Source organism: Amycolatopsis lexingtonensis, from assembly GCF_014873755.1.
Classification (GTDB): domain Bacteria; phylum Actinomycetota; class Actinomycetes; order Mycobacteriales; family Pseudonocardiaceae; genus Amycolatopsis; species Amycolatopsis lexingtonensis.
The window spans coordinates 4,628,640-4,654,235 of sequence record NZ_JADBEG010000001.1; the positions used below are offsets into that span (position 1 = coordinate 4,628,640).

A 25,596-nucleotide genomic window follows, 5' to 3' on the forward strand; every position below is an offset into this window, starting at 1 on the left:
CTCCCGTTCGGTTCGGTGCGGGAGGAACGAGGCGGCCGGGCGGAACGTGACAGTCAGTCCGCGCGGCTCAGGCGAGTCGTGAAGCTCAGCCGGTCACCGCGGTACAGCGACCGCACGCGCTCGAACGGCACGCCGTCCGGGCCCCACGAAACGCGGTGCATGAGCAGCATCGGCAGGGCCGGGTTGGTCCCGATCAGCAGCGCTTCCCGCGGGGTCGCCAGCACCGTCTCGACCCGCTCCTCGGCGCCGTCGAACACGACCCCGAGCCGCTCGCTCAGGCACGCGTACAGCGACTGCTCCGGGTCGAAGACGTCCAGCAGGTCCGGGAACCGCTCGACGAGGAGATATGTCGACTCCAGGCCGACGCGCTCCTCGTCGGCCAGCAGCACCCGCTCGAGGTGGAACACCTCCGCGTCCGACGTCACCTGCAGGTCGGCGGCCAGGGCGCTGCCCGCGAGCCGACGTTCGAGCGTGATCACCGTGCGGCCCGGCCGGATGCCCTGGCGCCGCAGTCCTTCGGTGTAGCTGACCAGAGCCAGCGGCTGGACGAGCTTCGGGCCGGCGACGTAGGTGCCGCTCCCCTGGCGCCGGCTGAGCCTGCCCTCCAGCACCAGCTCGCTCACCGCCTGCCGTACGGTCGCCCTCGACACTTCGAACCGTTCGCACAATTCCCGTTCCGTGGGCAGTACCGCGCCTTCGCCGAGTTCCGCGATCACCGCCAGCAGTTCGACCTTCACCGCGTAGTAACGCGGGACGCGGCCGTGCTCGGGAATCCCGTCGAGGACGGGACCGTCGGCGGACAGGCGGGAATGGCGTGAAGGGGCAGGCACGGAATCGACCCTATTCGGTTCCCCCGGCACCGTGGTTCGCTGTGGCGCGCAACACGGTGCGAACAAGGAGGATCACCCGGATGCGTCCGACCCCGCTCGCTCGCCGGCTCGGCCTGCCCGACGCCGTTTTCCTGGGCCTCGGCTCGATGATCGGTGCCGGGGTGTTCGCCGCGTTCGCCCCGGCGGCGCGCGCCGCGGGCAGCGGGCTGCTGCTCGCGCTCGTCGTCGCGGCCGTCGTCGCCTACTGCAATGCGACGTCTTCGGCGCGGCTCGCCGCGATTCATCCCGAATCCGGCGGCACTTACGTTTACGGCCGGGAAAGGCTCGGTGAATTCTGGGGATACCTCGCCGGATGGGGATTCGTCACCGGGAAGACGGCCAGCTGCGCCGCGATGACGCTGACCGTCGTCGCGTATGCCGCGCCCGGGCTCGGGCAGCCGTGGCGGAGCCTGCTCGCCGTCGCGGTGGTCGCCGCGCTCACCGCCGTCAACTACTTCGGCGTGCACCGGTCCGCGCTGGCGACCCGGGTGATCGTGTCCTGCACCCTGCTCGTGCTCACCGCCGCGGGCGTGGCGATGGCCACCGGGCCGTCGGCGGGCGGGCCGCTCTTCGCGTGGCCCGGGGGCGGCGGCGTGCTCGAAGCGGCCGGGCTGCTCTTCTTCGCCTTCGCCGGGTACGCGCGGCTGGCGACGCTCGGCGAGGAAGTCCGTGACCCGGCCCGGACCATCCCCCGCGCCATCCCGCTCGCCCTCGGCATCACGCTCGTCGTCTACGCGGCGCTGGCGGTGCTCCTGCTCGTCCGGCTCGGCCCGACCGCGCTGGCCGCGAGCCCGGACCCGATCGCCGCGGCCGTCCCGGGGTGGCTCGCCCCGGTCGTCCGGGCCGGCGCCGCCATCGCCGCGCTCGGCTCACTGCTCGCGCTCATCCTCGGCGTTTCGCGCACGACGCTCGCGATGAGCCGCGACGGCCACCTCCCCCGGTTCCTCGCCGCCGTGCACCCCCGCTACCAGGTGCCGCACCGGGCCGAACTCGCCGTCGGGGTGGTCGTGGCCGTGCTCGCCGCGTCGATCGACCTGCGCGCGGCGATCGGCTTTTCGTCCTTCGCGGTCCTGACGTACTACGCGATCGCCAACGCCGCCGCGTTCACCCTCCGCGGGGCGGCCCGGATCGCGGCGGTCCCGGGTCTGGCCGGGTGCGTGGTGCTGGCGTTCAGCCTGCCGCTGCCCTCCGTGCTGGCCGGCTGCGGCGCGCTGGCGCTGGGCGCGGCGGCCTACGGCGTCCGCCGGATCCGGCGGTGAGAAATCACCCAACCGCCCGAAAGATCCGAAGAAAGTTGGTTGTCCCGGTCTGCGGCCACCTGGTGTAGTCATGGGGCCGCTCACGGCAACGGCTTCCACAGTGGACACTGGAAGGACTGATCCCCTTGGCTCCCAAGCGCTGGTTCACCCTGCTCAGAAACGTCACCACCGCGGTGGCCGCGGTCGCCGCGGCCGCGTCGTTCGCCACCCCGGCGATCGCGGCCCAGCCGCCGTCCACCGACGTCGTCGGCGGGACCCGGGCCGCCCAGGGCGAGTTCCCGTTCATGGTCCGGCTTTCCATGGGCTGCGGCGGAGCGCTCTACACCAAGCAGATCGTCCTGACCGCCGCCCACTGCGTCAGCCGGACCGGGGCCAACACCTCGATCACGGCGACCGTCGGCGTCGTCGACCTGCAGAGCACGAGCGCCCAGAAGATCAAGTCGACCTACGTCTACCAGTCGCCGACCTACGGCACCTCGACCGGCGGCGACTGGGCGCTGATCAAGCTCGCGAGCCCGGTCAGCGGCCTGTCGACGCTGCCGATCGCGACGACGACCACGTACAACACCGGCACGTTCACCGTGGCCGGCTGGGGCGCGGCGACCGAGGGCGGCTCGCAGCAGCGGTACCTGCTCAAGGCGACGGTCCCGTTCGTCGACGACGCCACCTGCGCCGCCCAGGGCGGCAGCTACCCCGACCTCATCCCGAGCGCGGAGATCTGCGCCGGCAACCTGACCGCCGGCGGGGTCGACACCTGCCAGGGCGACTCGGGCGGCCCGATGTTCCGCCGGGACAACAACAACGCCTGGATCCAGGTCGGCATCGTCAGCTGGGGTGACGGCTGCGCCCGGCCGCACGCCCCCGGCGTCTACACCGAGGTGAGCACGTTCGCGTCGAAGATCGCCGCGGCCGCCGCCACCCTCTAGCCCCGCAAGTCCGTGAATGCCACATTGAGAGACCTAAAGTCCCTCAATGTGGCATTCACGGATTTCAGCGGGTCTTGTCCAAACGGGACAGTGCTTCTTCGTAGCCGGAGACCAGGTCCGCGACGACCTCGGCGACCGGGCGGACGGCGTTCATCCGGCCGACGATCTGCCCGACCGGCATCGACACCACGCTCGGGTCGTTCGCCGCGTGGATCCGGTTGTGCGCGTGGGAAACCAGCAGGTTCTGCAGTGGCATCGGCAACGGCTCGGGCGCGTCCGCCGCGGCCCACGCCTCGGTCCACCGGGTCTTGAGCAGCCGCGCGGGCTTGCCGGTGTAGATCCGCGTCCGCACGGTGTCCGCCGAGGTCGCCGCGACGAGCGCCTGCTGCATGGCGACCGACTCGCCCATCGTCTGCAGGTACTCCTCGGTGGCGAGCCACATCGAGCCCATCCAGACGCCGGACGCGCCGAGCGCGAGCGCCGCGGCCATCTGCCTGCCGGAACCGATCCCGCCGGCGGCGAGCACCGGCACGTCGACGGCGTCGACGATTTCCGGCACCAGCACCATCGACGCGATTTCGCCGGTGTGCCCGCCGGCTTCGTAGCCCTGCGCCACCACGAAGTCGACGCCGTTTTCGACGTGCCGGACCGCGTGCTCGGCCTTGCCGGCCAGCGCCGCCACCGGCACCCCGCGGTCGTGGCACTGGGCGATGACGTCGGCCGGCGGCGAGCCGAGCGCGTTGGCGATCAGCTTGATCGGGTGGTTCAGCGCGACCTCGACGTGCGAGCGGGCGACCGAGTGCAGCCAGCCGAGCACGCCCGCGCGCTCGTCGGTGTCGTCCGGCAGCGGCGGCACGGAAAGCTCTTTCAGCACCCGGTCGACGAACGCGCGGTGGCCGTCCGGGATGTGCTTCGACAGGTCGACCTGGGTGCCTTCGGCCGGGATCTTCGCCGGCATCACGATGTCGACGCCGTAGGGCTTCCCGCCGGTGTTCTCGTCCATCCAGGTCAGCACCCGGTCGAGCTCGGCGGCGTCGTTGAACCGGACGCAGCCGAGGACGCCGAGCCCGCCGGCGCGGCTGAGCGCCGCGGCGACGTGCTCCGACGGGGTGAACCCGATGATCGGCAGGTCGATGCCGAGCCGGTCGCACAGGGGTGTCCGCACTTCTGGTGTCCTCCTCAGACGGGCTGGGCCGCCGCCGGTTCGTGCTCGGCGGCGTAGCGCTGGGCCCACGGGTAGTCCGGTTTGCCGCTGGGCGAGCGGCCGATCTCGGCGGCCAGCCAGATCGTGCGCGGCACCTTGTACCCGGCGATCTCGCCCCGGAGGTGCTCCTCGAGCGCGGTCAGGTCCGGCGCGGCGCCGTCCCGCAGCTGCACGACGGCGGCGACGCGCTGGCCGAGCCGCTCGTCCGGGATGCCGATGACCAGGGCGTCGAAGACGTCGGGGTGCGACTTGAGCGCCCCTTCGACCTCCTCCGGGTAGACCTTCTCGCCGCCGGTGTTGACGCACTGCGAGCCGCGGCCGAGCAGCGTGACCGTGCCGTCCTCCTCGTAGCGGGCGTAGTCGCCCGGGACGACGTACCGGACCCCGTCGACCTCGACGAAGATCTTCTTGCTCTTCTCGGGATCGCCGTAGTAGCCGAGCGGGACGTGCCCGCGGCGGGCGATCAGCCCGACCGCGCCGGGGGCCGGCTCGACGAGCTTGCCGTCGTCGTCGACCAGGATCGCGTCCTTGCCGAAGCTGACCCGGGGGCCGGCGCTGTGGTCGGAGCCCTTGCCGACCATGCCGATCCCGGTGAAGCCGCTTTCCGACGAGCCGATGGCGTCGGTGATCACGGCGTTCGGCACCAGCTCGACGAACTCCTGCTTGACCGACTGCGAGAACAACGCGGCGTGGCTGGAGACGGCGACGAGCGACGAAGCGTCGTAATCGCCCTCGCGGTAGGCCTCGATCAGCGGCCGCGCCATCGCGTCGCCGACGATCGTGAGGACCTGGACGTTGTTGTCCTGCACGGCTTTCCAGATCTCGTGGGCGTCGAAGCGCGGCACGAACACGACCGGGCTGCCGGTGAACAGCGCCCCGAACGCGGCCCACTGCGCGGCGCCGTGGATCAGCGGCGCGGCGGGCAACCGGGTCAGGCTTCCGGCCTTGCCCTGCTCGGCGAGCGTCCACTCGTCCGGGATGTATTCGCCGGTGACGAAGTTGATCCCGCCGCCGAGCGCGCGCCAGACGTCCTCCTGGCGCCAGAGCACGCCCTTCGGGTAGCCCGTGGTGCCGCCGGTGTAGAGGATGTAGAGGTCGTCGCTGCTGCGCTCGCCGAAGTCGCGCTCCGGGCTCTGCGCCTCGAGCGCGGCCTCGTAGTCGACGCCGCCGTAGCCTTCGTAGTCGCCATCGCTGCCGTCGTCGATCACGACAACGTGTTTCAGTTTGGGCGTCTCTGGCAGGACGGCGGCGACCTTGTCGGCGTAGCTCCTCTCGTGCACGAGCGCGACGAGCTCGGCGTCGGTGAAGAGGTAGACGAGCTCGCCGTGCACGTAGCGGTAGTTGACGTTGACGGCGATCGCGCGCAGCTTGTACGCCGCGATCATCGCCTCCAGGGCCTCGATCGAGTTGCGGGAATAGACCCCGATGTGGGACCCGCGTCCCACGCCGTGCGCGGCGAGGTGGTGGGCGAGCCGGTTGGCCCGCGCCTCCAGTTCGGCGAAGGTGACCCGCCGCTCGCCGCACACGACCGCGACGCGCTCCGGCACGGCGTCGACGGCGTGCTCCAGAAGATCCGCGATGTTGAGTGCCACTCCCTCAAAGTAGAACATGTTATCGTTCTGGGCAATGGCACTGCTCCTTCAGGAGGTCTTCCGTGGGTGAACCGCACGCGCTGGTTTCGCAAGAGGGGCAGACCCTGATCGTCACGATGAACCGGCCCGAGGCGCGCAACGCGATCACCGGCGAGATGATGTCGATCATGGTCGAGGCCTGGGACCGGGTCGATGCGGACGACTCGATCCGCAGCTGCGTCCTGACCGGCGCGGGCGGCGCGTTCTGCGCGGGCGCGGACCTGAAGTCGATGTCCCGCAACTCCCCTTCGGAGTCCTTCGCGTCGGGCAAGTTCGACCCCTCGCGCATCCCGGGCCTGCTGAAGGGCCGCCGCCTGACGAAACCGCTGATCGCGGCGGTCGAGGGCCCGGCGATCGCGGGCGGCACGGAGATCCTCCAGGGCACGGACATCCGGGTGGCCGGCGAGTCGGCCCGCTTCGGCGTGTCGGAGGCGCGGTGGGGACTGTTCCCGATGGGCGGGTCGGCGGTCCGCCTGCCGCGGCAGATCCCGTACACGGTGGCCGCGGACATCCTGCTCACCGGCCGTCACCTTTCGGCGGCGGAGGCGCTGGCGATCGGGCTGATCGGGCACGTGGTGCCCGACGGTTCCGCGCTCACGAAGGCGTTGGAGCTGGCTTCGCTGGTGAACGCGAACGGGCCGGTGGCCGTGCGGGCGATCCTGCGGACGATCCGGGACACCGAGGGGCTCCACGAGGAAGAGGCCTTCAAGCTGGACTCGCAGTACGGGATCGAGGTCTTCGCGTCGGAGGACGCCAAGGAAGGGCCGCGGGCGTTCTCGGAGAAGCGGAAGCCGGACTTCACCGGCCGCTGACGTAGAACGCGTTCTGGGAAAATCGGACCACCGCGTGGAGGAACCTTGTCGGCAGAACAAGAACGTGTTTCACTCAACGGCGTGACCGAGACACCGCTGGCGGCACCCCTCAACGTCGGTTTCGACTACACGCGCTCGACCGGGCCGGTCCTCGGCCGGTTCGTCAACGGGCTGCGCGAGCGCCGGATCGAAGGCATCCGCGGCAGTGACGGCCGGGTGCACGTTCCCCCCGTCGAGTACGACCCCGTGACCGCCGAACAGCTCGGCGAGTTCGTCCCCGTGGGCGAAGAGGGCACCGTCGTCTCCTGGTCGTGGTGCCCCGAGCCGCTCGACGGGCAGCCGCTGAGCAGGCCGTTCGCCTGGGCGCTGGTCAAGCTCGACGGGGCCGACACCGCGATGCTGCACGCCGTGGACGCCGGGTCGCCGTCGAACATCCACAGTGGACAGCGGGTGCGGGTGCGCTGGGCCGGGGAGACCGTCGGGCACATCCGGGACATCGCCTACTTCCTGCCCGTGGACGCCGAAGACACCGAACCGACCGAGCCCGCTCCCCCGGTCGCCGAGCGCGAAGAGGGTGCGCCGGTCAGTGTCGTCATCACGCCCGTGCACCTGAAGTACCAGCACTCCGCCTCCCCCGAGGAGAGCCGCTACCTGCGCGGGCTCGCCGAAGGCAAGCTGATCGGGCAGCGCTGCCCCGCGTGCGGGAAGGTCTACATCCCGCCGCGCGGCGCCTGCCCGACCGACGGCGTGCCGACCACCGAAGAGGTCGAGCTGCCCGACACCGGCATCGTGACGACGTTCTGCATCGTCAACGTCCCGTTCCTCGGCCAGCGGCTCAAGCCGCCGTACGTCGCCGCCTACATCCTGCTCGACGGCGCGGACATCGCGTTCCTGCACCTCGTGCTGGGCTGCGACGCCCAGGACGTCAAGATGGGGATGCGCGTGCGGGCGGCCTGGAAACCCCGCGAAGAGTGGTGGACGTCGCTGGAGAACATCAGTCACTTCGAGCCGACCGGCGAGCCGGACGCGGCCTACGAAACCTTCGCCCACCACCTGTGAGGTCCTGATGCCAGACGTCGCCATCGCGGGCTTCGCCAAGGCCCCCAACGTCCGGGAGACCGAGGGGACCACCAACGGCGTCGAAATGCTCGTCCCCATCTTCGCCGAAGTGTTCGCGCAGACCGGATTGTCCAAACAGGACATCGACTTCTGGTGCTCCGGTTCGTCGGACTACCTGGCCGGGCGCGCGTTCTCGTTCATCGCCGCGGTCGACGCGATCGGCGCGTTCCCGCCGATCCACGAGTCCCACGTCGAAATGGACGCCGCCTGGGCGCTCTACGAAGCCTGGCTGAAGATCAAGATGGGCGAGGTCGAGACCGCGCTCGTCTACGGCTTCGGCAAGTCCAGCGCCGGGCAGCTGCGCCGCGTGCTCGCCCTGCAGCTCGACCCCTACGTCGTCACTCCCTTGTGGCCGGACTCGGTTTCGATCGCCGGGATCCAGGCGCGGATGGGGCTCGAGGCCGGGTTGTGGTCCGAAAAGGACCTCGCCGAAGTCGCCGCGCGCAGCACGGGCAAGGACGTCAGCGAGCTCCTCGACGCGCCCTACCTCGCGGATCCGTTGCGCCGGCACGACATCGCGCCGATCGCCGACGGCGCGGCCGTGGTCATCCTGTCCACTGTGGAACGCGCGCGCGACATCGTCGAGCGGCCCGCGGTGATCGGCGGGATCGAGCACCGCGTCGACTCCCCCGTGCTCGGCGCCCGCGACCTGACCCGCTCGCCGTCCACCGAGGCCGCGGCGAAGGCACTGGACCTCGACGGCGCCGACCTCGCCGAGCTGCACGCGCCGTTCACGCACCAGGAGCTGATCCTGCGCAGCGCGCTCGGGCTCGGCGACGGCGTGCAGGTCAACCCCTCCGGGGGCGCGCTGGCAGCGAACCCGATGTTCTCCGCCGGCCTCGCCCGGATCGGCGAGGCCGCGGCCCGGATCCACCGGGGCGAGTCCCGCAAGGCCGTGGCGCACGCGACCAGCGGCCCCGCCCTGCAACAGAACCTGGTGACCGTGCTGGAGGCCCGATGACCAAGCAGCTCACCGCCGTGCTCGGCACCGGCCAGACGCACCACCGCGCCAAGCGCGCGGACGTCTCGATGCCGGGCCTGCTGCGCGAGGCGATCGACCGCGCGATGACCGACGCCCAGGTGGAGTGGGCCGACATCGACGCCGTCGTGCTCGGCAAGGCGCCGGACCTGTTCGAGGGCGTGATGATGCCCGAGCTGTTCCTCGCGGATGCGCTGGGGGCGACCGGGAAACCGCTGCTGCGCGTGCACACCGCCGGGTCGGTCGGCGGGTCGACGGCGCTGGTCGCGGCCTCGCTCATCCAGTCGGGCGTGCACCGGCGGGTGCTCACCGTGGCCTACGAGAAGCAGTCCGAGTCGAACGCGATGTGGGGCCTGTCGATCCTGCCGCCGTTCCAGATGCCGGTCGGCGCGGGGGCGGGCGGCTACTTCGCGCCGCACGTGCGGTCCTACATCCGGCGCTCGGGCGCGCCCGAGCACGTCGGGGCGATCGTCGCGGCGAAGGACCGGCGCAACGGGGCGCTGAACCCGTTCGCGCACCTGCGGCAGCCGGACATCACGGTGGAGTCGGTGCGGGCGTCGCAGATGCTGTGGGACCCGATCCGCTACGACGAGACGTGCCCGTCGTCCGACGGCGCCTGCGCGATGGTGCTCGGCGACGAGGCCGCCGGGGACGCCGTCGAAGGCGGGGCCGCGTGGCTGCACGCGACGGCGATGCGCACCGAGCCGACCACGTTCGCCGGCCGCGACCAGGTGAACCCCCAGGCCGGGAAGGACGCGGCGGCCGCGCTGTGGGCCGAGGCGGGCATCACCGACCCGATGTCCGAAGTGGACGTCGCCGAGATCTACGTGCCGTTCTCGTGGTTCGAGCCGATGTGGCTGGAGAACCTCGGGTTCGCGCCCGAAGGCGAGGGCTGGAAGGTGACGGAGAAGGGCGAGACGGCGATCGGCGGCCGGCTGCCGGTCAACCCGTCCGGCGGGGTGCTCTCGTCCAACCCGATCGGCGCGTCCGGCATGCTCCGGTTCTCCGAGGCGGCGAAGCAGGTCATGGGCCGGGCCGGCGACTACCAGGTGGACGGCGCGCGCCGGGCCCTCGGCCACGCCTACGGCGGCGGCTCTCAGTACTTCTCGATGTGGCTGGTCGGCTCGGAGAAGCCCACGGCGTAGCTTTCACGTGAAAGCTACGCCCCCAGGTGGGAGCTTTCACGTGAAAGCGGCGGGTCAGCGGCGGGAGCGGCGCCAGCGCAGGGCGAGCAGGGTGCCGGCCACGCCGGTGAGCACGCCGACCGTGGCCGGCACCGCGATCGGCGGGTCCACCACGACCACCGGGTTCAGCACCACCGGCGCCGGCGGCTGGACCGGCTTCGGCGGCGCGTCGGAGCCGGTCGCCGTCCACGCCGTGACGTAGACGAGCATCCGCGCCACCAGCGAGATGAAGAAGATGAGGCCGATCACCGAGCCGAACGCGATGCCGGTCGGCGAGTCGCCGATCAGCCGGAGGTAGAACCCGCCGGCCAGCTTGAGCGCCTCGAACCCGAGAGCCAGCGCGATCGCGCCGCGCACCGCGCTGCGCACGCCCACCTTCTGCCGCGGCAGCCGGCTCAGCACCCACAGGAACACCAGCCAGTCGGCGGCCAGCGACAGCGGCACCGAGGACGCCGACACGAGCTGGTGCCCCCAGCTCGTGTCGTCGAGGCCGGCCAGCCGCAGCAGGTAGCTGCCGAGCGCGGTGCCGGAGATGGTCAGCGTGAACGACACCAGCAGCGCCGCGGTCAGCCCGACCAGGGCGAGCAGGTCGACGGCGATGAGCCGCAGCAGCGGCTGGTCGGAGCGGTTCTGCCCCCACAGCGCGGTCAGCGAGTCCCGCAGCGCGTTCATCCAGTTCCAGCCCGAGTAGAGGCCGATCACCAGGCCGAACGCCCCGACGCTCGTCCGCTGCTCGACGAAGCCGGTGAGCAGCTTGGTGGCCTTGTCACCGAGTCCACCGGGCAGCGTGGACACGATCGCGTGCACCATCGTGTCGAGCAGGTGCGGCTGGCTGGCCAGCACGAACCCGGCGACCGACGAGGCGACCATCAGCAGCGGCACCAGCGACAGCAGGCTGAAGTAGGTGATCGAGGCGACGTAGTGGTACCCGCCGCGCTCGATGTAGCGGTTGGTCGCACGGGCGATGTGGTCCAGCCACCGGTACCGGGCACGCGCCCGGGCCCACTGGCTCGGGGCCTTGGGGGAACTCTTCACGAAGACTGTCTACCCAGCCGGGAGCCTTCTCGTGCGGGCAACACGCGGTCGCCAGCCGATCGGCTCACCCGAGGACGACCGGCTCCGTGCCGTCGTCGACCGGGAGCGCGGCGTCCGTCGTCGCGAACACCGTGCTGCCGAGGAAGTCGAGCTCGCAGCCGAGGGTGGCGAGGAACGAGGTGTCGGCGGCGTCCCGGCCGGTGGAGATCCGCAGCATGGTCTGCCGCGGCGCGAGGCGGGTGGCGTCGAAGACGTACCAGTGCCCGTCGAGGCCGGCCTCGAAGACGGCGTGGAAATCCATCGGGGACAGCCCCGGCGCGTAGACGCCGACGTAGCGCGCGGGGATGTCGAAGAACCGGCAGAGCGTGATGCACACGTGCGCGAAGTCGCGGCAGACGCCTTCGCCGGCCAGGAGCGTGTCGATCGCGTCGTCGGTGGGGCGGCTGGCACCGACCACGTAGGACAGTCGCCGGTGGACGTGCCGGACGATCGCGTCGACCTGTTTTTTGGCGCTCTTCAAGGCGAACAGCTCCGGCGGCACCAGCCCGGCGATCCGGTCGGACGGGCAGTACCGGCTCGGCCGCGTGAAGACGGCGGCGTCGGCGAGCGTGACCGGCTCGGGTTCGGGCTCGGTCAGCGCGCGCTCGGCGTGGTAGGTGACGCGGTGCTCCCCCGCGGGCAGCTCGAAGACCTCGGCGCGGGTGCCGTGCTCGAACTCGACGAGTTCGCTCTCGCCGTGCCAGGAAACGGTCAGCTCTTCGGTGTCGGCGCGCGCCGCGGCGACCGAGATCGCGGCGGGCCCGGGTCCGGTGACGCGGACGGAGAATTCGACGTCGACGGTCGCTCGCGGGGCCATCGCCTCATGATGTCACCGTTTGGCACGATTGCCGGGTGACCGACATCGTGGTGTTCCACTCCGTGCTGGGGCTGCGGCCCGTCGAACTCGGCCTCGCCGACCGGCTGCGGACGGCCGGGCACCGCGTCACCACCCCGGACCTCTACGACGGCCGCACCGCGCCGACGCTGGAAGCGGGCTTCGCGCTGAAGGACGCCGTCGGCTGGGAGACCATCACCCGGCGAGCTCGCGACGCGGTGCGCGACCTGCCCGCGGAGACGGTGCTGCTGGGCGTGTCGATGGGCGCGGGCGTCGTCCAGGCCGTGCTGCCGCACCGGCCCGCGACGGCCGGGGTCCTGCTGCTGCACGCGCTGGGGGACCTGCCCGCCGACGCCCGCCCCGGCCTGCCGGTCGAGGTGCACGTCGCCGACCCCGACCCCATCGCGCCGCCGGCCCAGGTCGCGGCGTGGCAGGCGGCCGCCGTGCGCGCCGGCGCCGATGCCCGGGTGAACACCTACCCGGGCATCGGCCACTTCTACATTGACGCGGACGGCCCCGACCACGACCCGGCCGCGGCCGCGCTCACCTGGGAGCGCGTCTCGGCGTTCCTCAGGCGTAGCGCACCGGGTAGTGCTTGATGCCGTTGAGCCAGCTGGACCGCAGCCGCACCGGCGGCGCCGCCTCCGTGATGCCCGGCATGACGTCGGCGATCGCGTTGAAGATCAGGTCGATCTCCAGGCGGGCCAGGTTCGCGCCGATGCAGTAGTGCGAGCCCGTGCCGCCGAAGCCGACGTGCGGGTTGTCCTCGCGGAGGATGTCGAACTTCTCGGGGTCGTCGAAGACCTCGTGGTCGAAGTTGGCCGAGCTGTAGAACATGCCGACGCGGTCGCCCTTGCGGATCTGCGCGCCGCCGAGTTCGGTGTCGCGCGTGGCGGTGCGCTGGAAGGCGACCACCGGGGTGGCCCAGCGGACGATCTCGTCCGGCGCCGTCTTCGGCCGCTGTTCCTTGAACAGCTCCCACTGGTCCGGGTGGTCCAGGAGCGCCTTCATGCCGTGGGTGATGGCGTTGCGCGTCGTCTCGTTGCCGGCGACGGCGAGCAGGATGACGAAGAAGCCGAACTCGTCCGAGCCGAGCGCTTCGCCGTCGACGTCGGCCTGGATCAGCTTCGTGACGATGTCGTCCATCGGGCACTTGCGGCGGTCCTCGGCCATGTTCCACGCGTAGCCGATGAGCTGCGCGGACGCCTCCAGCGGCGCGACCTCGTACTCCGGGTCGTCGTAGGCGACCATCTGGTTGGACCAGTCGAAGATCTTGAGCCGGTCCTCCTGCGGGATGCCGATCAGCTCGGCGATCGCCTGCAGCGGCAGCTCGCACGCGACGTCGGTGACGAAGTCGCCGCTCCCCTTCTTGCGGGCCTCGTGGGCGATCCGCTCCGCGCGGTCGCGCAGGGTGTCCTCGAGCTTCGCGATCGAGCGCGGCGTGAAGCCCTTCGACACGATCCGCCGCAGCTTGGTGTGCTGCGGGGCGTCCATGTTGAGCAGCACCAGGCGGTTGGCGTCGAGGTTGTCCTCGGTCATGTTCTCGTCGAAGCGGATGATGGCGGTCTTTTCCCGCGACGAGTACAGCGTGCTGTCGCGGGAGACCTCCTTGACGTCCGCGTGGCGCGAGACGACCCAGTAGCCGTCGTCGCGGAAACCCGCGGTGTTGTGCTTCTGGGGGTTCCACCACACCGGTGCCGTCCGCCGCAGCTCGGCGAACTCGTCCACCGGGAGTCGCTGGGCGAGGAGATCGGGATCGGTGAAGTCGAACCCTGCCGGGATGAGCGGAGCGGCCACGTTGCCTCCCACGGTTCGGCTTGGAACACGTTCTAAGTTGGATTGAAGCATACGGTGTTAACCAACGGAAGACGTTCAGTGAAACCCGTTAACTTGACCGATGATGGCAGGTGAGCACTCGCTCACCCGACAAAGATCAAGATGACGTCGATCCTGCGACGACTTGCCAGAAACGATAACTTGTTCTAGTTTTTGGGTCAGTGAACAGTGTTTCCCGACGAAAGGGACGACATGGGCGTGCCGGTCATCGCCGAAGCCGTGCGAACCCCCATCGGCAAGCGGGGCGGGCTGCTGGCCGGCCTGCACGCGGCCGAGCTGCTCGGCGCCGCGCAGCTCGCGCTGACCGACCGCGCGGGGATCGACCCGGCACTGGTCGAGCAGCTGATCGGCGGCTGCGTCACGCAGGCGGGCGAGCAGTCGAACAACGTCACGCGCACGGCGTGGCTGCACGCGGGCCTGCCCGAAACGACGGGCGCGACGACGATCGACGCCCAGTGCGGCTCGGCGCAGCAGGCCACCCACCTGATCGCCGGCCTGATCGCGGCCGGCGCCATCGAGGTCGGCGTCGCCTGCGGGGTCGAGGCGATGAGCCGCGTCCCGCTGGGCACCAACCGCGCTGGCGCGTCCCCGCGGCCGTCGTCGTGGACGATCGACCTGCCCAACCAGTACGGCGCGGCCGAGCGCATCGCGGTCCGGCGCGGGCTGACCCGGGAAGACGTCGACGCGTTCGGCGCCGCTTCCCAGCAGAAGGCGGCGGCCGCGTGGGAAGCCGGGCACTTCGACCGCGAGGTCGTCCCGGTGAAGGCGCCGGTCCTCTCCCCCGAGGGCTCCCCCACCGGCGAGACCCGGCTGGTCGGCCGCGACCAGGGCCTCCGCGAGACGACGGCCGAGGGCTTGGCGCGCTTGAAGCCGGTGGTCGAGGACGGCATCCACACGGCGGGCACGTCCTCCCAGATCTCCGACGGCGCGGCGGCGCTGCTGCTGGTGGACTCGGACCGCGCGGCGGCGCTGGGCCTGCGTCCCCGCGCCCGGATCCTCGCGCAGGCACTGGTCGGCGCCGAGCCGTACTACCACCTGGACGGCCCCATCCGCGCGACCGAACGGGTGCTGGAGCGGACCGGGATGACGGTGGGTGACCTGGACCTGTTCGAGGTGAACGAGGCGTTCGCGTCGGTCGCGCTGTCGTGGCAGCAGGTAGTGGGGCCGGATCCGGCACGGGTCAACGTGAACGGCGGCGCGATCGCGCTCGGCCACCCGGTGGGCAGCACGGGCGCGCGGTTGCTGACGACGGCGTTGCACGAGCTGGAGCGCCGCGACGCGTCGACGGCCCTGGTGACGATGTGCGCGGGCGGCGCTCTCGCGACGGCGACGATCATCGAGCGGCTTTAGCCCGGCAGGTGGGCGTCCACCTCGATTTCGATCTTCATGCGCGGGTCCGCCAGGCCGCACTCCAGCATCGTCGCGGCCGGGCGGACTTCCGCGAACGCCTTGCGCAGCACCGGCCAGCACGGCTCGAAGTCCGCGCGGGCCGGCAGCAGGTACCGCACCCGCACCACGTCGGAAAGCGTGCAGCCCGCCTCCGCCAGTGCCGCCTCGATGTTGCGGACGCACTGCGCCGCCTGCTCGACGACGTCATCCGAGATCGTCATGGCCGGGTAGTCGAAGCCCGTGGTGCCCGAGACGTACACGCGATCGCCGTGGACGACGGCGCGGGCGTAGCCGATCTGTTCTTCGAAGGTGGAGCCGCTCAGGATCGCTCGACGTTCGGTCATGCCGCGCACATTAGCTTGTGGCGCTTGTGCTTCACTTCGATGCATGATCTCGGAGAGCCGCTGCCCGGTTCAGGACGGTGAGCTCCTCGTCCGCCGCGGCGGCGAGGGCCCGGCGCTGCTGCTGATCCCGGGCGGCACCGGGGCGGGTGATTCCTACCGCGCGCTGGCGAAGCAGCTCTACGCGGATTACACCGTGATCACCTACGACCGGCGCGGGCACTTCGGCAGCACGGACACCACCACCGGCCCGGTCCCGGTGCCGCTGCAGGCCGACGACGCGCTGGCGGTCCTCGAGCACGCGACCGACGGCCCGGCGCTGGTGTTCGGCACGAGCGCGGGCGCGCTGATCGGCCTCGACCTCGTCGCCCGCCACCCGGACCGGGTGAGCGCTTTCGTCGCGCACGAACCCCCGGCGGTGCACCTGATGCCGGACGCGGGCGGCTGGCTCGAAGCGGCGGCCGAACAGGTCCGCCTGGCCCGGTCCGGTGAGCTGATGGCCGCCGTGACGCGGTTCGCCGACGCGATCGCGGGCGCCGCACTGCCCGACCTGCCGAACCTGCGGCTGCCGCACGAGGCCGACTGGATCCGCCTCTTCGACCGCGAGCTGACGGAGTTCTTCGACTACCTGCCGGACCTGCGCGCCCTGCGGCGGGCGAGCACGGAGATCTTCCCGGTGGCGGGCGAAGGCAGCCGCGGGCGCTACCACTACCAGCCGGCGAAGATCCTGGCGCTGGAACTGGGTTTGCCGTTCACCGAGGTCCCCGGGGCGCACCTCGCGCCGCAGCGGAACCCGGCGAAGTTCGCCGCCGCGCTGCGGGAACTGCTCGGCCCGGAGGTCTGACGGAAATGTGGTCACCGGAGCAGCTGCCGCTCCTGGATGAAGCCCGGGAACTGGAAATCACCGTCGAGGGCGGCTCGCCGCGGTGGACGCCGATCTGGGTCGTCTGCACCGGCGGGCACGCGTACGCGCGCACCTGGTACCGGCGCGACACCGGCTGGTTCGGGGCCGCCCTGCGGTCGCGCCGGGCTCGGATCCGCGTGCCCGGCCTGGCCGCCGACGTGACGATCGAAGAGGCCGCGCCGGAGACCACCGCCGAGGTCGACGCGGCCTACCGCGCCAAGTACCCCGGCGGCGGCACCGACGCCATGGTGACCGCCGAAGCCGCGGCGACCACCCTGCGGCTCGACCCGCGATAACCCCCTCAGACCACCCGGACGCCGTCCTTCCAGACCTCGCGGATGTTCGACGCCAGCGCCGGGAAGTCGTACGGGTCGCCCGCCACCACCACGACGTCCGCGCGCAGGCCCGGTGCCAGGCGGCCCAGCTCGCCGTCCAGGCCCATCAGGCGGGCCGCCGAGGACGTCGTCGCCTCCAGGACGTCCGCCGGGGTCATGCCGCACGCCGCCATCAGGGCCAGTTCCTCGAGGTTCGTCCCGTGCGGGCCCACGCCGCTGTCGGTGCCCATCGCGATCCGGACGCCCGCGGCGTACGCGCGGCGGACCGAATCGCGGTGGATCTCCACCACTTCGCGCGCCTTCGCCACCACCGCGGCCGGCAGGTCGACGCCCGCGTCGGCCGCGCGGACCACGTTGACCGGGGCGATCAGGGTCGGCACCAGCCAGGTGCCGTGGCCGAGCATCAGCTCGATGGCCTCGTCGTCGAGGTGGATGCCGTGCTCGATGGACCGGACGCCGGCGCGGACCGCGTTCTTGATGCCCGCCGCGCCCTGGGCGTGGGCCATCACCGGGCGGCCCTGCATCGACGCCTCGGCGACCAGGACGTCCAGTTCCTCCGGGGTGAACTGCGAGTGGCGCGGGTCGTCGCGCGGCGACAGCACGCCGCCGGTCGTGCACACCTTGAGGACGTCGGCGCCCGCGCGCAGCAGCGTCCGCGCCACCCGGCGCATCTCGTCGGGGCCGTCGACCGTGGCGTCCGGGCGGCCCGGGTGCGGCACCAGCAGCGGCACGCACAGCCCGGACGGGTGCCAGGCGTCGCCGTGGCCGCCGGTCTGGCTGATCAGCCCGATCGAGATCTGCAGCCGCGGGCCCGGGATCAGCCCGTCGTCGACCGCCTGCTTGATGCCGAGGTCCGCACCCGAGGCGTCCCGGACGGTCGTGATGCCGAGCCCGAGCGTCGCCCACAGGTTCCGCGCGGCTTCGTAGAACTGGTAGGAGAACGGCTTCTGCACGCGGGCCAGCAGCCCGATGTCCGACACCGTGACGTGCACGTGGCAGTCGAACAGCCCGGGCAGCAGCACCGCGCCCGCGCAGTCGACGCTCTCGTCGCCGTCGAGGTCCGTGCCGACGTCGACGATCCGGCCGTGCTCGACGACGACGTCGGCCGCCGCCGGCTCGGCGCCCGTGCCGTCGAAGACCGAACCACCGGTGAACACCGTGCGCGTCACGCCGCCTCCACGAGAGCAGTCTTCCGCGGCGCGACCACCGCGGCCAGTGCGAGCACGACGACGTTGACGCCGAGCCCGACCAGGCCGACGTTGACGGTGCCGACGAGGTGTTTGTCCACAAAGGTCAGCCAGAGCACCACGAGCTCGCCGGCGATCAGCCCGGCGAACACCGGGCCCTTGCCGACGGGCACCCGCTTCAGGAAGCCCAGCAGGTTCGCCGGGGCCAGCTGGACCGACCCCGAATAGGTCAGCAGCAGGAGGTTGGCCAGCAGGTCCGGCCGGAAGATGCCGAGCACGAGGGCAAGGGTACTCGCGAGCACAACCGTGCCGTGGTTGATCCAGAACTGCTTGCGGCCGCTCGAGACGCGGACTATGTTGCGCGCCACCAGCGACGAGATGCCGATCAGGATCCCGGCCGCCGGGACCATCGCGGTGGCCGTCGCGGCGACCACGATGATGCCGGTCACCCAGCCGGGCAGGGCGTCTTTCGACAGCGTCAGCAGTACGCCGTTCGGGTCACTGCTCTTGGGCACCACGAGGATCGCGGCGAACCCCACGACCATCGGCAGCAGCAGGCACAGTTCGTAGACCGGCATCCAGGCGTAGTTGCGCCGCAGCACCTTCGGGTCGCGCGCGGACATCAGCGCCGGCCACGAGTGCGGCAGCGTCATCAGCCCGACGCCGATCGCGCTGACCAGCATGCTCGTCACGAACCACACGTGGTCGTTCAGTCCACTGTGGACGATCAGCTTCTCCGGGTGCAGCTGTTCGATCTTGCGGAACACGCCCCCGATGCCGCCCGCGAAGTGCGTCGGCACCGCGATGATCAGCACCACCAGCGCGACCAGCATGATGCCGTCCTTGAAGTAGGACGTCGCCGCGACGCCGCGCAGCCCGGCCCACAGCACGAACGCGACCACCAGCACGCTGCCGGCGACCATGCTCAGCGTCCCGGACGCGCTGTCGCCGGTGACCAGCCGGACGATCAGCCCCAGCCCGGTGATCTGCAGCTGCAGGTAGGGCAGCACGAACACGACGCCGAGCACCGCGGACAGCGTCCCGAGCGCCCGGCTGGCGTAGCGGTCCTCGAGGAAGTCGCCCTGGGTGAGGTAGCCGCGCTCCTTGCCCATCGTCCACAGGCGTTTCGCGAGGAAGAACAGCACGACGTAGGCGATCGGCACGTACGGCAGCGCGTACATCGCGGCGACACCGCCGGAGAAGGCGAGGCCCGCCATGCCGAGGAAGGTGAAGGTGGTGAACACCTCCCCCGCCTGGAGGAACCACATCGTCACGGCGCCGAAGCGGCGACCGCCGACGGTCCATTCCGCCAGGTCCGTGGCCGGGCGGCGGCGGCCGACGAAGCCGAGCACGCCGATCAGCAGGATGCCGGCGAGGGTGAAGGCCAGGATCATCGTTCGTCCTCCCGTCCGCGCATCAGGCGTTCCGACAGCAGCAGCGCCGGGGTGAACATGAGGCACCAGAACGCGCCCCACACCACCATCCGCGGCAGCCCGAGCCACAGCCCGGTGGTGTTGACGAACGGCAGGAACGGCATCAGGACCAGCGCGACGACCGGGAGCAGCGGCGGCCAGTGGTAGCTGCGCACGCCGCTCACCCGGCCAGGAGCCCGAGGCGGCGGACGGCGAGCTCGGCCAGCAGCGCGGCGCCGTCGCCGAGCACGCTGTCGTCGAAGCGGGCCCGCGGCGAATGGTTGTCCGGCGCGGTTTCCGGGTCGCCCGGGCAGGCGCCGAGGAAGAGGTACGCGCCGGGAACCCGTTCCAGCACGCGGGAAAAGTCCTCCGAACCGGTGATCGGATCGGCCATCTCGGTGAACCGCTCCTCGCCGAAGACGTCGCGGATCGTGCCGGCGACGAAGTCGTACGCGGCCGCGTCGTTGACCGTCGCCGGGTACTCCGGCTCGTAGGTGACTTCGATGTCGAGACCGTGCGCGGCGGCGATGCCCCGGCACACCTGGACCGCGCGCTCCCCCACCCGCGCCGCGACTTCCGGCGAGAAGGACCGCAGCGTGGCTTCGAACTTCGCGTCGTCCGGGATGATGTTGCGCCGGGTGCCGGCGTGGAACGTGCCCACCGTGACGACCACCGGGTCGAAGACGTCGAAGGTGCGCGTGACCATCGTCTGCAGCGCGGTCACCATCTCGCAGGCGGCCGGGATCGGGTCGCGGGCGTCGTGCGGTGACGAGCCGTGGCCGCCGTCGCCGAGCACGCGGACCGCGAGGGCGCCCGACGCCGCCATCAGCGTGCCCGGCCGGGCGACGAAGTGGCCCTTCGCGTAGCTCGCGGCCGAGACGTGCAGGCCGTACGCGGCGTCGACGTGCTTGCCGGACGCGGTCAGCACGCCTTCCTCGATCATGTGCCCGGCGCCGTCCCAGCCTTCTTCGCCGGGCTGGAACATGAAGACGACGTCGCCGGGCAGCTCGTCCTTGCGGGCGGCGAGCAGCCGGGCCGCGCCGACCAGGCCGGCGGTGTGCAGGTCGTGGCCGCACGCGTGCATCGCGCCGTCGACGGTCGAGCTGAACTCCTCGCCGCTGGCTTCGGTGACCGGGAGCGCGTCCATGTCCCCGCGCAGGAGGACCGTGCCGCCGGGCTTGCCGCCGCGGAGCACGGCGGTGATCGACGACAGGTTCTTGCCGAGGCTCACTTCGAGGGGCAGGCCGTCCAGCGCCGCGAGGACCCGTTCCTGGGTGCGGGGCAGGTGGAGGCCGATCTCGGGGATGCGGTGCAGGTCGCGGCGGAGGGCGACCAGATCGTCGAGCAGGGCGGCGGCGTCCGAGCGCAGGGTCATCCGCTGATCATGCAAGTGTCGAGCACAATGGCCGGGGAAAAACACCGGAACCACCGATGCGGGGCCCGATGAGCGAAGAATCCGCCATGTTGGCCGAGCAGGACCTCAAACTGGTCGACGCGCTCCAGGCCGCGCCGCGGGCGTCCTGGTCGACGCTCGGCCAGGCGCTCGGCGTGGGCGCGGTGACCGCCGCCCGGCGCTGGGACGCACTGGTCGAACGCGGCGACGCGTGGCTCACCGCGTACGTCGGCGGCGAGCTGACCGCGCGGCTGTCGCTGGCGTTCGTCGAGATCGACTGCGCGCCCGGCACCGCGCTTTCGGTGGCGGCCGCGCTGGCCGCGGACCCGCACGTGGCCACCGTCGAGTACCTGGCCGGGCCGTGCGACCTGCTCGCCCACGTCGTCACGCCGACCCTGCGCGAGCTGGGCGCGCACGTGCCGGCCCGGGTGGCGGCGGTGCCCGGCGTGGTGCGGGCGCGCACGGTGCTGTCGCCGCGGATGTTCACCGAAGGCAGCCGCTGGCGGGTACGGGCGATTTCGCCGGGCGAGCGCGAGGCGCTTTCGGCCAAGCCGCCCAGAAATCGCGCGCCTCTGCGCTTCGGCGACGCGGACCGGGCGCTGATCCTGGCCCTCGGCGCGGACGCCCGCGCGTCGGCGGCTTCGCTCGCGGCATCACTCGGCGTCGGGGCCACGACCGTCCGGCGCCGCCTGGACGCTCTGCTGGGGCGCGGCGCGATCCGCGTCCGGTGCGAGATCGCGCGTGCGGCCTCGCCGGCGCCGGTCACGGTGACGCTGTGGCTGCGCGTCCCGCCGGACAAGCTGGAGTCGACCGCGCGGTCGCTGGCGATGCTGCCGGAAGTGCGGATGTGCGCGGCCCTGACCGGGGTGGCCAACCTGATGCTGGTGCTGTGGCTGCCTTCCCAGCACGACACGGTGGCGGTGGAGGCGCTGCTGGCGGCGAAGCTGCCGTGGCTGGAGATCACCGGCCGGGCGGTGACGCTGCGGAGCGTGAAACTGATGGGCCGCCTGCTCGACGCGTCCGGACGCGGAGTGGGGCGGGTGCCGCTGGACTTCTGGGCCGCGGTCCCCGTGCCGGAGCACGGGGACCGCGACGGGGACCGGCCCGGGGGATGAGGGGGGTGAGGTGGAGGGAAGCATCCACCGGACCGGGGTTTCGGGGGGCTACCGGGGGCCTGCCGGGTGAGCGGGGCCGTCGACCGGCGCCGGGGGCTCGCGTGCTGAGGGGCCGGAGTTCGCTTGGCTGGGAGGGCGGATCCCGGTTGCCGGGACGGGCGGCCGAGGTGGATTCCGCTTGCCGAGCCTGGAGTTCGCTTGCCGGGGACTCACGTTGCCGAGGTGGATCCCGGCTTTCGCGAGCGGGAGCCGGGGATGAAGTTCGTTCGCCGGAGTGGACTCGAAAAGTCCGGGGCTTCCGGGTCTGTCCACTTTGCTCGGTCGGTACTTCGGGGAGGGCGGAGTTCCGGCGCCGGTGGACGCGGGGGTGAGGTGGAGGGAAGACGTCCACCGGGCCGGAACTCGCGGGGCGGGAGCGACTCCCGCCGCGTTCCTCCTTCGCTGACCCGGCCGGGCCGGATCGGGGTGGGGTGAAGAATCCCGGCCCGGCGGACTGGGGGGGGTGAGGTGGAGGGAAAGCGTCCACCGGGCCGGGGCTCGGGGCGCGGGACCCGGGGGGGGTCCCGCGGTTCTTCGGGGTGGTGCCACCGCCCCGGCGGACCGAAAGGGGGGTGAGGTGGAGGGAAGGGTCCGCCGGGCCGGGGTTCGTGGGGCGGGCCGGTGCTCGCTCGGAGCACGGTCACCCGCGGGTCACTGTCGCGAATGGACCGGAACCGCGTTCACCGGGTGCGACCCGGTGAACGCGGTCGTCGTCATTCGGCGCAGGCCTTGCCGGAGTTGATGCAGTTGACCAGGCGGCCCATGATCTTGCGGTTCATCACGTTCGCGAAGTCGTCGTGGTCGGACCGCGGGTTGTGCTTCTCCTGGGCGAACGCGTCCACTTTGTACTGACCGTTGCGCTGGACGTCCTGCGGGACGTCGTAGACCAGCGTCACCTGCAGCTGGGGCACGTTCTTGAAGCCCTTGGGGCACTTGCCCTGCTGGTCGGCGAACACGATGTGGGTGCGGTGGTTGGCGCTGTCGGTGTTCTTGCCGTCCCAGCAGTTCGGGAACGCGTGGATCCGCTCGACCTTGCTGCCCTGCGGGCAGATCGGGTAGAGGTCGGTCAGCCGGTCCTCGAACCCGGTGCAGGTCCAGCTGGGCCGGGCGTTCGCCGGGCCGTTGGTGCTCTGCTTGGCGTCGCCGTAGAGGACGCGCAGGCCCAGCGGCATCGCGGTGACCTGCTGGGCCCCGCCGCCGATGAACTTCAGGGTCGCCGACTCCGGCTCGAGGATCTCGCCGTCGTTGTCGCCGACTTCTTCGTTCGCGCCCTGGGGACCGCCCAGCTCCTCGGCCGGCGGTGCCGCGGCGCTGCTGCTCTGGTTGTTGTTCTGGCCCTGGTTCTTTCCGCCGCGACGGCGGTCCTGACTCTGCTGCTGGTCCTGCTGGTTCTGACCGTCCTGCTGCTGGGCATTGCGGTCGCCGCCACGCGCGCCACCGCCGCCGTCGCGCCGGTTCTGGTCCTGCTGCGCGTTCTGGTCCTGCTGGTCCTGACCGTTCTGGTCCTGCGCGTTCTGGTCCTGCCCTTGACCGGCGTCCTGCGCGGCCTGGGCGTCCTGCCCGCTCTGGTCCTGCTGGACGTCGCCGGTCTTGCCCCGCTGCTTCTGCTGCGCCTGCTGGTTTTCGCTCTCGTTGGCCGCGGCGTCTTCGCGGTCGATGCGGATGACGGGCCAGAAGTAGGCGGACTGGTCACCGTTCTTGCAGGTGGTGTCGCCGGCGAGCAGGCTCTTCAGGTTCGAATCGGCATCGGTGGTCACGTTGCCGACGTAGTCGTGCAGGTGCTGGGCACCGTTCTTGATCCCGGGCTGGGCGATGAAGTTGTCCGGGTTGTGGTGCGCGCCGTCCGCGTTCGTTCCACAGTCGACGGTGAAGGAACCCTGGGCGCCCTTCTTCTTCAACGCCGCGTTGACGTTGTTGCCGGCGGGGACCTTGTTGATGTCGATGAAGAACGACGGGTCCGCCGGGTCCGCGCTGGCCTCGCCCGTGCGGCCCGCGGAGACCGCGACGGCCAGTGCGCCGACGGCGATCGCCAGGCCGATCGCACCCATCGCGATCTTGGTTCGGCGGGCAACGCGGTGCTTGCCCGTCACGGGGGACCGAGAATTCCGGGCCATAGACTAGTTCACCTCGTTCGTTATTCCGGGCGCGCGCTTCAGCAGCGCGGCAGCCCGGGCAAGAACTACCGTTGTTTTGACGTCGAGATTCGCGCGGAACCGGGGGTCGGGTGGGGTGGTTCCGCCGCGTCGGGACGCATCGGGGGATGCATTGGGGGATACGGACCCCAGCGCCTTGAGGTTCAAAAGCGACCGGTCCGTTATCTGTTCGTTATCAAGCAGAACGCAACCGGGCAGCATTCATCCAGGTCATGGCGTTATCGGGAAAGAAAGAGTCAGCGCTGCACGGAAACGAGGACCGAACCGTCGTCACCGCGGACTTCGAAGCGGGCGATCTGGTCCATCGCGAGTGAGATGGTTCCCTGCAGCCGCAACGGTTCGGGCGAGCCGGGGATGCCGAACCCCTTGGGCGGCACCGACCAGCTGGAGACCACGCGCTCGTCGCCCGCCGTGGAGATCGCGACCAGCTGGCACTTCACCGGCCCGACGATGCCGCGCAGCTCGAGCTCGACGCGGCTGCCCCACTCCACCGGCGAAACCGTCACGAGGGCGTTGACCGCGGACCCGCCGCTGCCGCGGCCGTAGGTCTGGCCTCCACCCGGCTGGGGCGGCGTGGCGGGCGCCGGGGGCACGCTCGTCGCCAGGACACCCGTCTCCGGCGGCGCCTGCTTGCTGCTCGGCGCGGCCAGCGACGCGGGCGGGACGGCGTCGGCGGGCCGGACCGCCAGCGTCACGAGGGGGCCGGCCACGACGAGGGCGGCGGCCGCGGCGCCGGCCAGCAGGCCGAGGCGCTTGCGGCGGCGGCGCTTCACCGTGGCCTCTTCCATCAGGCCGCGCAGGACGCGCGGCCCGGGCGCCAGGGTCCGGGGGCCGGGAGCGGGCATCGGGGGTTCCGGCCAGCTGCGCTTGACGAGGTCGAGGACGTCCGGCAGCTGGTAGAGCTCGATCAGGTCGAGCTGGCAGTGCGGGCAGTTCATCAGGTGGGCTTCGAACTGGGTGTTCTCGGCCTCGCTGAGGACGCCGAGCACGTACGCGGCGACATCGGTGTGTGCGGACCCGGCCACCCTCACCTCACCCCCGCTCACGCAGGGCCCGGCGCAGCGCGCGGACGGCGTGGTGGATGCGGGACTTGACGGTGCCGGGCGGTACGCCGAGGGTCGCCGCGACCTCGTTCACGGTCCGATCGCGCAGGTAGGTCTGCTGGATGGCCTCCCGCTGCTCGGGCGAAAGGCCCTGCAGCGCCTCGTAAACGATCATCGCGGCGAGCGTCCGGTCCGACTCGTCGGACACCGCGATCGCGTCGGATTCGATCTCTTCGAGCTCCTGGGGCCGGACACTGCGGCTGCGCCAGCCGTCGATCACGATCCGGCGGGCCACCGTGAACAACCAGGCACGGAGCATCTCCGGCCGGCGGTCGAGCTTGTCCGCGTTCCGCCACGCCTTGATCAGGGTCTCCTGGACGACGTCTTCGGCCCACTGCCGGTCGTGGCCGGTCAGCCGCAGCGCGAACGCCATCAGCGACCCGCCGAACTCCTGGTAGAGCGCTTTCGCCAGATCATCGGAGGCGTCGTTGAGCTCACCAACGACTTCCTGATCTTGAACGGGTCTCAGCGCTCGGGTGTGCCGTCCCACGCGGGAC

At 71.4% G+C, this 25,596-nt stretch carries 25 protein-coding genes; 11 read left to right on the plus strand and 14 right to left on the minus strand.

Annotation, left to right across the window (positions count from 1 at the left end; all coding sequences use genetic code 11):
• Positions 1-53: 53 nt before the first annotated feature.
• Entirely contained in the window at positions 54-830 is a 777-nt protein-coding gene (locus tag H4696_RS20510) for a GntR family transcriptional regulator (RefSeq protein ID WP_086860342.1), read from the minus strand.
• A gap of 80 nt (positions 831-910) precedes the next feature.
• Between H4696_RS20510 and H4696_RS20515 the strand changes: the two genes are divergently transcribed.
• A complete protein-coding gene (locus H4696_RS20515; protein WP_192782445.1) occupies positions 911-2,128 on the plus strand; it encodes an APC family permease in 1,218 nt (405 codons plus the stop codon).
• A 125-nt stretch (positions 2,129-2,253) separates the two neighbouring features.
• Positions 2,254-3,054, plus strand: a complete 801-nt coding sequence (locus H4696_RS20520; RefSeq protein WP_086860338.1) for a S1 family peptidase — start codon at positions 2,254-2,256, stop codon at positions 3,052-3,054.
• A 64-nt stretch (positions 3,055-3,118) separates the two neighbouring features.
• On the opposite strand, the gene H4696_RS20525 is transcribed toward H4696_RS20520, so the two are convergent.
• Positions 3,119-4,219 carry an NAD(P)H-dependent flavin oxidoreductase gene (locus H4696_RS20525; protein WP_086860336.1) on the minus strand — a complete coding sequence of 367 codons (1,101 nt, stop codon included), beginning with the start codon at positions 4,217-4,219 and terminating at the stop codon, positions 3,119-3,121.
• A gap of 14 nt (positions 4,220-4,233) precedes the next feature.
• Positions 4,234-5,850 carry an acyl-CoA synthetase gene (locus tag H4696_RS20530; protein WP_192782446.1) on the minus strand — a complete coding sequence of 539 codons (1,617 nt, stop codon included), beginning with the start codon at positions 5,848-5,850 and terminating at the stop codon, positions 4,234-4,236.
• A gap of 62 nt (positions 5,851-5,912) precedes the next feature.
• On the opposite strand from H4696_RS20530, the gene H4696_RS20535 reads away from it, so the two are divergent.
• The 4 genes from H4696_RS20535 (at position 5,913) to H4696_RS20550 (ending at position 9,944) form a co-directional block, all read left to right on the plus strand.
• Positions 5,913-6,701, plus strand: a complete 789-nt coding sequence (locus H4696_RS20535) for a crotonase/enoyl-CoA hydratase family protein (RefSeq protein WP_086860332.1) — start codon at positions 5,913-5,915, stop codon at positions 6,699-6,701.
• 81 nt (positions 6,702-6,782) lie between these two features.
• Complete coding sequence (locus tag H4696_RS20540; protein WP_086860330.1) at positions 6,783-7,760, plus strand: Zn-ribbon domain-containing OB-fold protein; 978 nt, start codon at positions 6,783-6,785, stop codon at positions 7,758-7,760.
• 7 nt (positions 7,761-7,767) lie between these two features.
• A complete protein-coding gene (locus H4696_RS20545) occupies positions 7,768-8,781 on the plus strand; it encodes a thiolase domain-containing protein (protein WP_086860328.1) in 1,014 nt (337 codons plus the stop codon).
• Positions 8,778-9,944: a thiolase domain-containing protein gene (locus tag H4696_RS20550; protein WP_192782447.1), complete on the plus strand. Its 1,167-nt coding sequence runs from the start codon at positions 8,778-8,780 to the stop codon at positions 9,942-9,944. The genes H4696_RS20545 and H4696_RS20550 overlap by 4 nt, the downstream gene beginning before the upstream one ends.
• 54 nt (positions 9,945-9,998) lie before the next feature.
• Here H4696_RS20550 and H4696_RS20555 read toward each other — a convergent pair whose 3' ends face one another.
• Both H4696_RS20555 and H4696_RS20560 read right to left on the minus strand, forming a co-directional pair.
• Positions 9,999-11,018 carry a YhjD/YihY/BrkB family envelope integrity protein gene (locus H4696_RS20555; RefSeq protein WP_086862335.1) on the minus strand — a complete coding sequence of 340 codons (1,020 nt, stop codon included), beginning with the start codon at positions 11,016-11,018 and terminating at the stop codon, positions 9,999-10,001.
• A 64-nt stretch (positions 11,019-11,082) separates the two neighbouring features.
• Complete coding sequence (locus tag H4696_RS20560) at positions 11,083-11,874, minus strand: transglutaminase-like domain-containing protein (protein WP_086862334.1); 792 nt, start codon at positions 11,872-11,874, stop codon at positions 11,083-11,085.
• Positions 11,875-11,909: 35 nt separating this feature from the next.
• Between H4696_RS20560 and H4696_RS20565 the strand changes: the two genes are divergently transcribed.
• Positions 11,910-12,491, plus strand: coding sequence for a dienelactone hydrolase family protein (locus H4696_RS20565; protein ID WP_086862333.1), 582 nt, complete (start codon positions 11,910-11,912; stop codon positions 12,489-12,491).
• Here H4696_RS20565 and H4696_RS20570 read toward each other — a convergent pair.
• Positions 12,463-13,689 (minus strand): cytochrome P450, encoded by a 1,227-nt coding sequence (locus H4696_RS20570; protein ID WP_169735062.1) that lies wholly within the window; start codon positions 13,687-13,689, stop codon positions 12,463-12,465. The genes H4696_RS20565 and H4696_RS20570 overlap by 29 nt on opposite strands.
• Before the next feature lie 231 nt (positions 13,690-13,920).
• Between H4696_RS20570 and H4696_RS20575 the strand changes: the two genes are divergently transcribed.
• Positions 13,921-15,078, plus strand: coding sequence for a steroid 3-ketoacyl-CoA thiolase (locus H4696_RS20575; protein ID WP_086862331.1), 1,158 nt, complete (start codon positions 13,921-13,923; stop codon positions 15,076-15,078).
• Here H4696_RS20575 and H4696_RS20580 read toward each other — a convergent pair.
• Positions 15,075-15,461 (minus strand): RidA family protein, encoded by a 387-nt coding sequence (locus tag H4696_RS20580; protein ID WP_086862330.1) that lies wholly within the window; start codon positions 15,459-15,461, stop codon positions 15,075-15,077. The two genes, H4696_RS20575 and H4696_RS20580, sit on opposite strands and share 4 nt — an antisense overlap.
• A 43-nt stretch (positions 15,462-15,504) precedes the next feature.
• Between H4696_RS20580 and H4696_RS20585 the strand changes: the two genes are divergently transcribed.
• On the plus strand, positions 15,505-16,302 hold the full coding sequence (locus tag H4696_RS20585; protein ID WP_086862329.1) for an alpha/beta fold hydrolase: 798 nt from the start codon (positions 15,505-15,507) through the stop codon (positions 16,300-16,302).
• Between the two features lie 5 nt (positions 16,303-16,307).
• On the plus strand, positions 16,308-16,658 hold the full coding sequence (locus H4696_RS20590; protein ID WP_086862328.1) for a DUF2255 family protein: 351 nt from the start codon (positions 16,308-16,310) through the stop codon (positions 16,656-16,658).
• A 5-nt stretch (positions 16,659-16,663) separates the two neighbouring features.
• Here the strand turns inward: H4696_RS20590 and H4696_RS20595 are convergent, their stop codons facing one another.
• Genes H4696_RS20595 through H4696_RS20610 form a run of 4 tightly spaced genes read right to left on the minus strand, consistent with a single transcriptional unit; the run spans position 16,664 to position 20,671 of the window.
• Positions 16,664-17,866 (minus strand): metal-dependent hydrolase family protein, encoded by a 1,203-nt coding sequence (locus H4696_RS20595; protein WP_086862327.1) that lies wholly within the window; start codon positions 17,864-17,866, stop codon positions 16,664-16,666.
• Positions 17,863-19,278, minus strand: a complete 1,416-nt coding sequence (locus H4696_RS20600; protein WP_086862326.1) for a sodium:solute symporter family protein — start codon at positions 19,276-19,278, stop codon at positions 17,863-17,865. The genes H4696_RS20595 and H4696_RS20600 overlap by 4 nt, the downstream gene beginning before the upstream one ends.
• The gene (locus H4696_RS20605) at positions 19,275-19,472 is read right to left on the minus strand and encodes a DUF4175 domain-containing protein (protein ID WP_143265208.1); all 198 of its coding nucleotides are present in this window, start codon (positions 19,470-19,472) and stop codon (positions 19,275-19,277) included. Before H4696_RS20605 ends, H4696_RS20600 begins: the two co-directional genes overlap by 4 nt.
• Positions 19,473-19,477: 5 nt before the next feature.
• Positions 19,478-20,671, minus strand: a complete 1,194-nt coding sequence (locus H4696_RS20610; RefSeq protein WP_086862324.1) for a M20 metallopeptidase family protein — start codon at positions 20,669-20,671, stop codon at positions 19,478-19,480.
• 68 nt (positions 20,672-20,739) lie between these two features.
• Here H4696_RS20610 and H4696_RS20615 point away from each other — a divergent pair, with 68 nt between their 5' ends.
• A complete protein-coding gene (locus H4696_RS20615; RefSeq protein ID WP_225955753.1) occupies positions 20,740-21,804 on the plus strand; it encodes an Lrp/AsnC family transcriptional regulator in 1,065 nt (354 codons plus the stop codon).
• A gap of 752 nt (positions 21,805-22,556) precedes the next feature.
• Here H4696_RS20615 and H4696_RS20620 read toward each other — a convergent pair.
• The 3 genes from H4696_RS20620 to H4696_RS20630 form a co-directional block, all read right to left on the minus strand.
• Entirely contained in the window at positions 22,557-23,957 is a 1,401-nt protein-coding gene (locus H4696_RS20620; protein ID WP_086861157.1) for a DUF1996 domain-containing protein, read from the minus strand.
• A 275-nt stretch (positions 23,958-24,232) separates the two neighbouring features.
• Positions 24,233-25,021 (minus strand): zf-HC2 domain-containing protein, encoded by a 789-nt coding sequence (locus H4696_RS20625; RefSeq protein ID WP_086861155.1) that lies wholly within the window; start codon positions 25,019-25,021, stop codon positions 24,233-24,235.
• 7 nt (positions 25,022-25,028) lie between these two features.
• The gene (locus tag H4696_RS20630) at positions 25,029-25,589 is read right to left on the minus strand and encodes a sigma-70 family RNA polymerase sigma factor (RefSeq protein ID WP_086861153.1); all 561 of its coding nucleotides are present in this window, start codon (positions 25,587-25,589) and stop codon (positions 25,029-25,031) included.
• Positions 25,590-25,596 lie beyond the last annotated feature (7 nt).

Bases quoted from the DNA above. Each gene is read 5' to 3' on its own strand.
- H4696_RS20515 (WP_192782445.1), top strand. From the start codon at position 911: ATGCGTCCGACCCCGCTCGCTCGCCGGCTCGGCCTGCCCGACGCCGTT.
- H4696_RS20545 (WP_086860328.1), top strand. From the start codon at position 7,768: ATGCCAGACGTCGCCATCGCGGGCTTCGCCAAGGCCCCCAACGTCCGG.
- H4696_RS20550 (WP_192782447.1), top strand. From the start codon at position 8,778: ATGACCAAGCAGCTCACCGCCGTGCTCGGCACCGGCCAGACGCACCAC.
- H4696_RS20560 (WP_086862334.1), bottom strand. From the start codon at position 11,874: ATGGCCCCGCGAGCGACCGTCGACGTCGAATTCTCCGTCCGCGTCACC.
- H4696_RS20575 (WP_086862331.1), top strand. From the start codon at position 13,921: ATGGGCGTGCCGGTCATCGCCGAAGCCGTGCGAACCCCCATCGGCAAG.
- H4696_RS20580 (WP_086862330.1), bottom strand. From the start codon at position 15,461: ATGACCGAACGTCGAGCGATCCTGAGCGGCTCCACCTTCGAAGAACAG.
- H4696_RS20585 (WP_086862329.1), top strand. From the start codon at position 15,505: ATGATCTCGGAGAGCCGCTGCCCGGTTCAGGACGGTGAGCTCCTCGTC.
- H4696_RS20590 (WP_086862328.1), top strand. From the start codon at position 16,308: ATGTGGTCACCGGAGCAGCTGCCGCTCCTGGATGAAGCCCGGGAACTG.
- H4696_RS20600 (WP_086862326.1), bottom strand. From the start codon at position 19,278: ATGATCCTGGCCTTCACCCTCGCCGGCATCCTGCTGATCGGCGTGCTC.
- H4696_RS20610 (WP_086862324.1), bottom strand. From the start codon at position 20,671: ATGACCCTGCGCTCGGACGCCGCCGCCCTGCTCGACGATCTGGTCGCC.
- H4696_RS20615 (WP_225955753.1), top strand. From the start codon at position 20,740: ATGAGCGAAGAATCCGCCATGTTGGCCGAGCAGGACCTCAAACTGGTC.
- H4696_RS20620 (WP_086861157.1), bottom strand. From the start codon at position 23,957: ATGGCCCGGAATTCTCGGTCCCCCGTGACGGGCAAGCACCGCGTTGCC.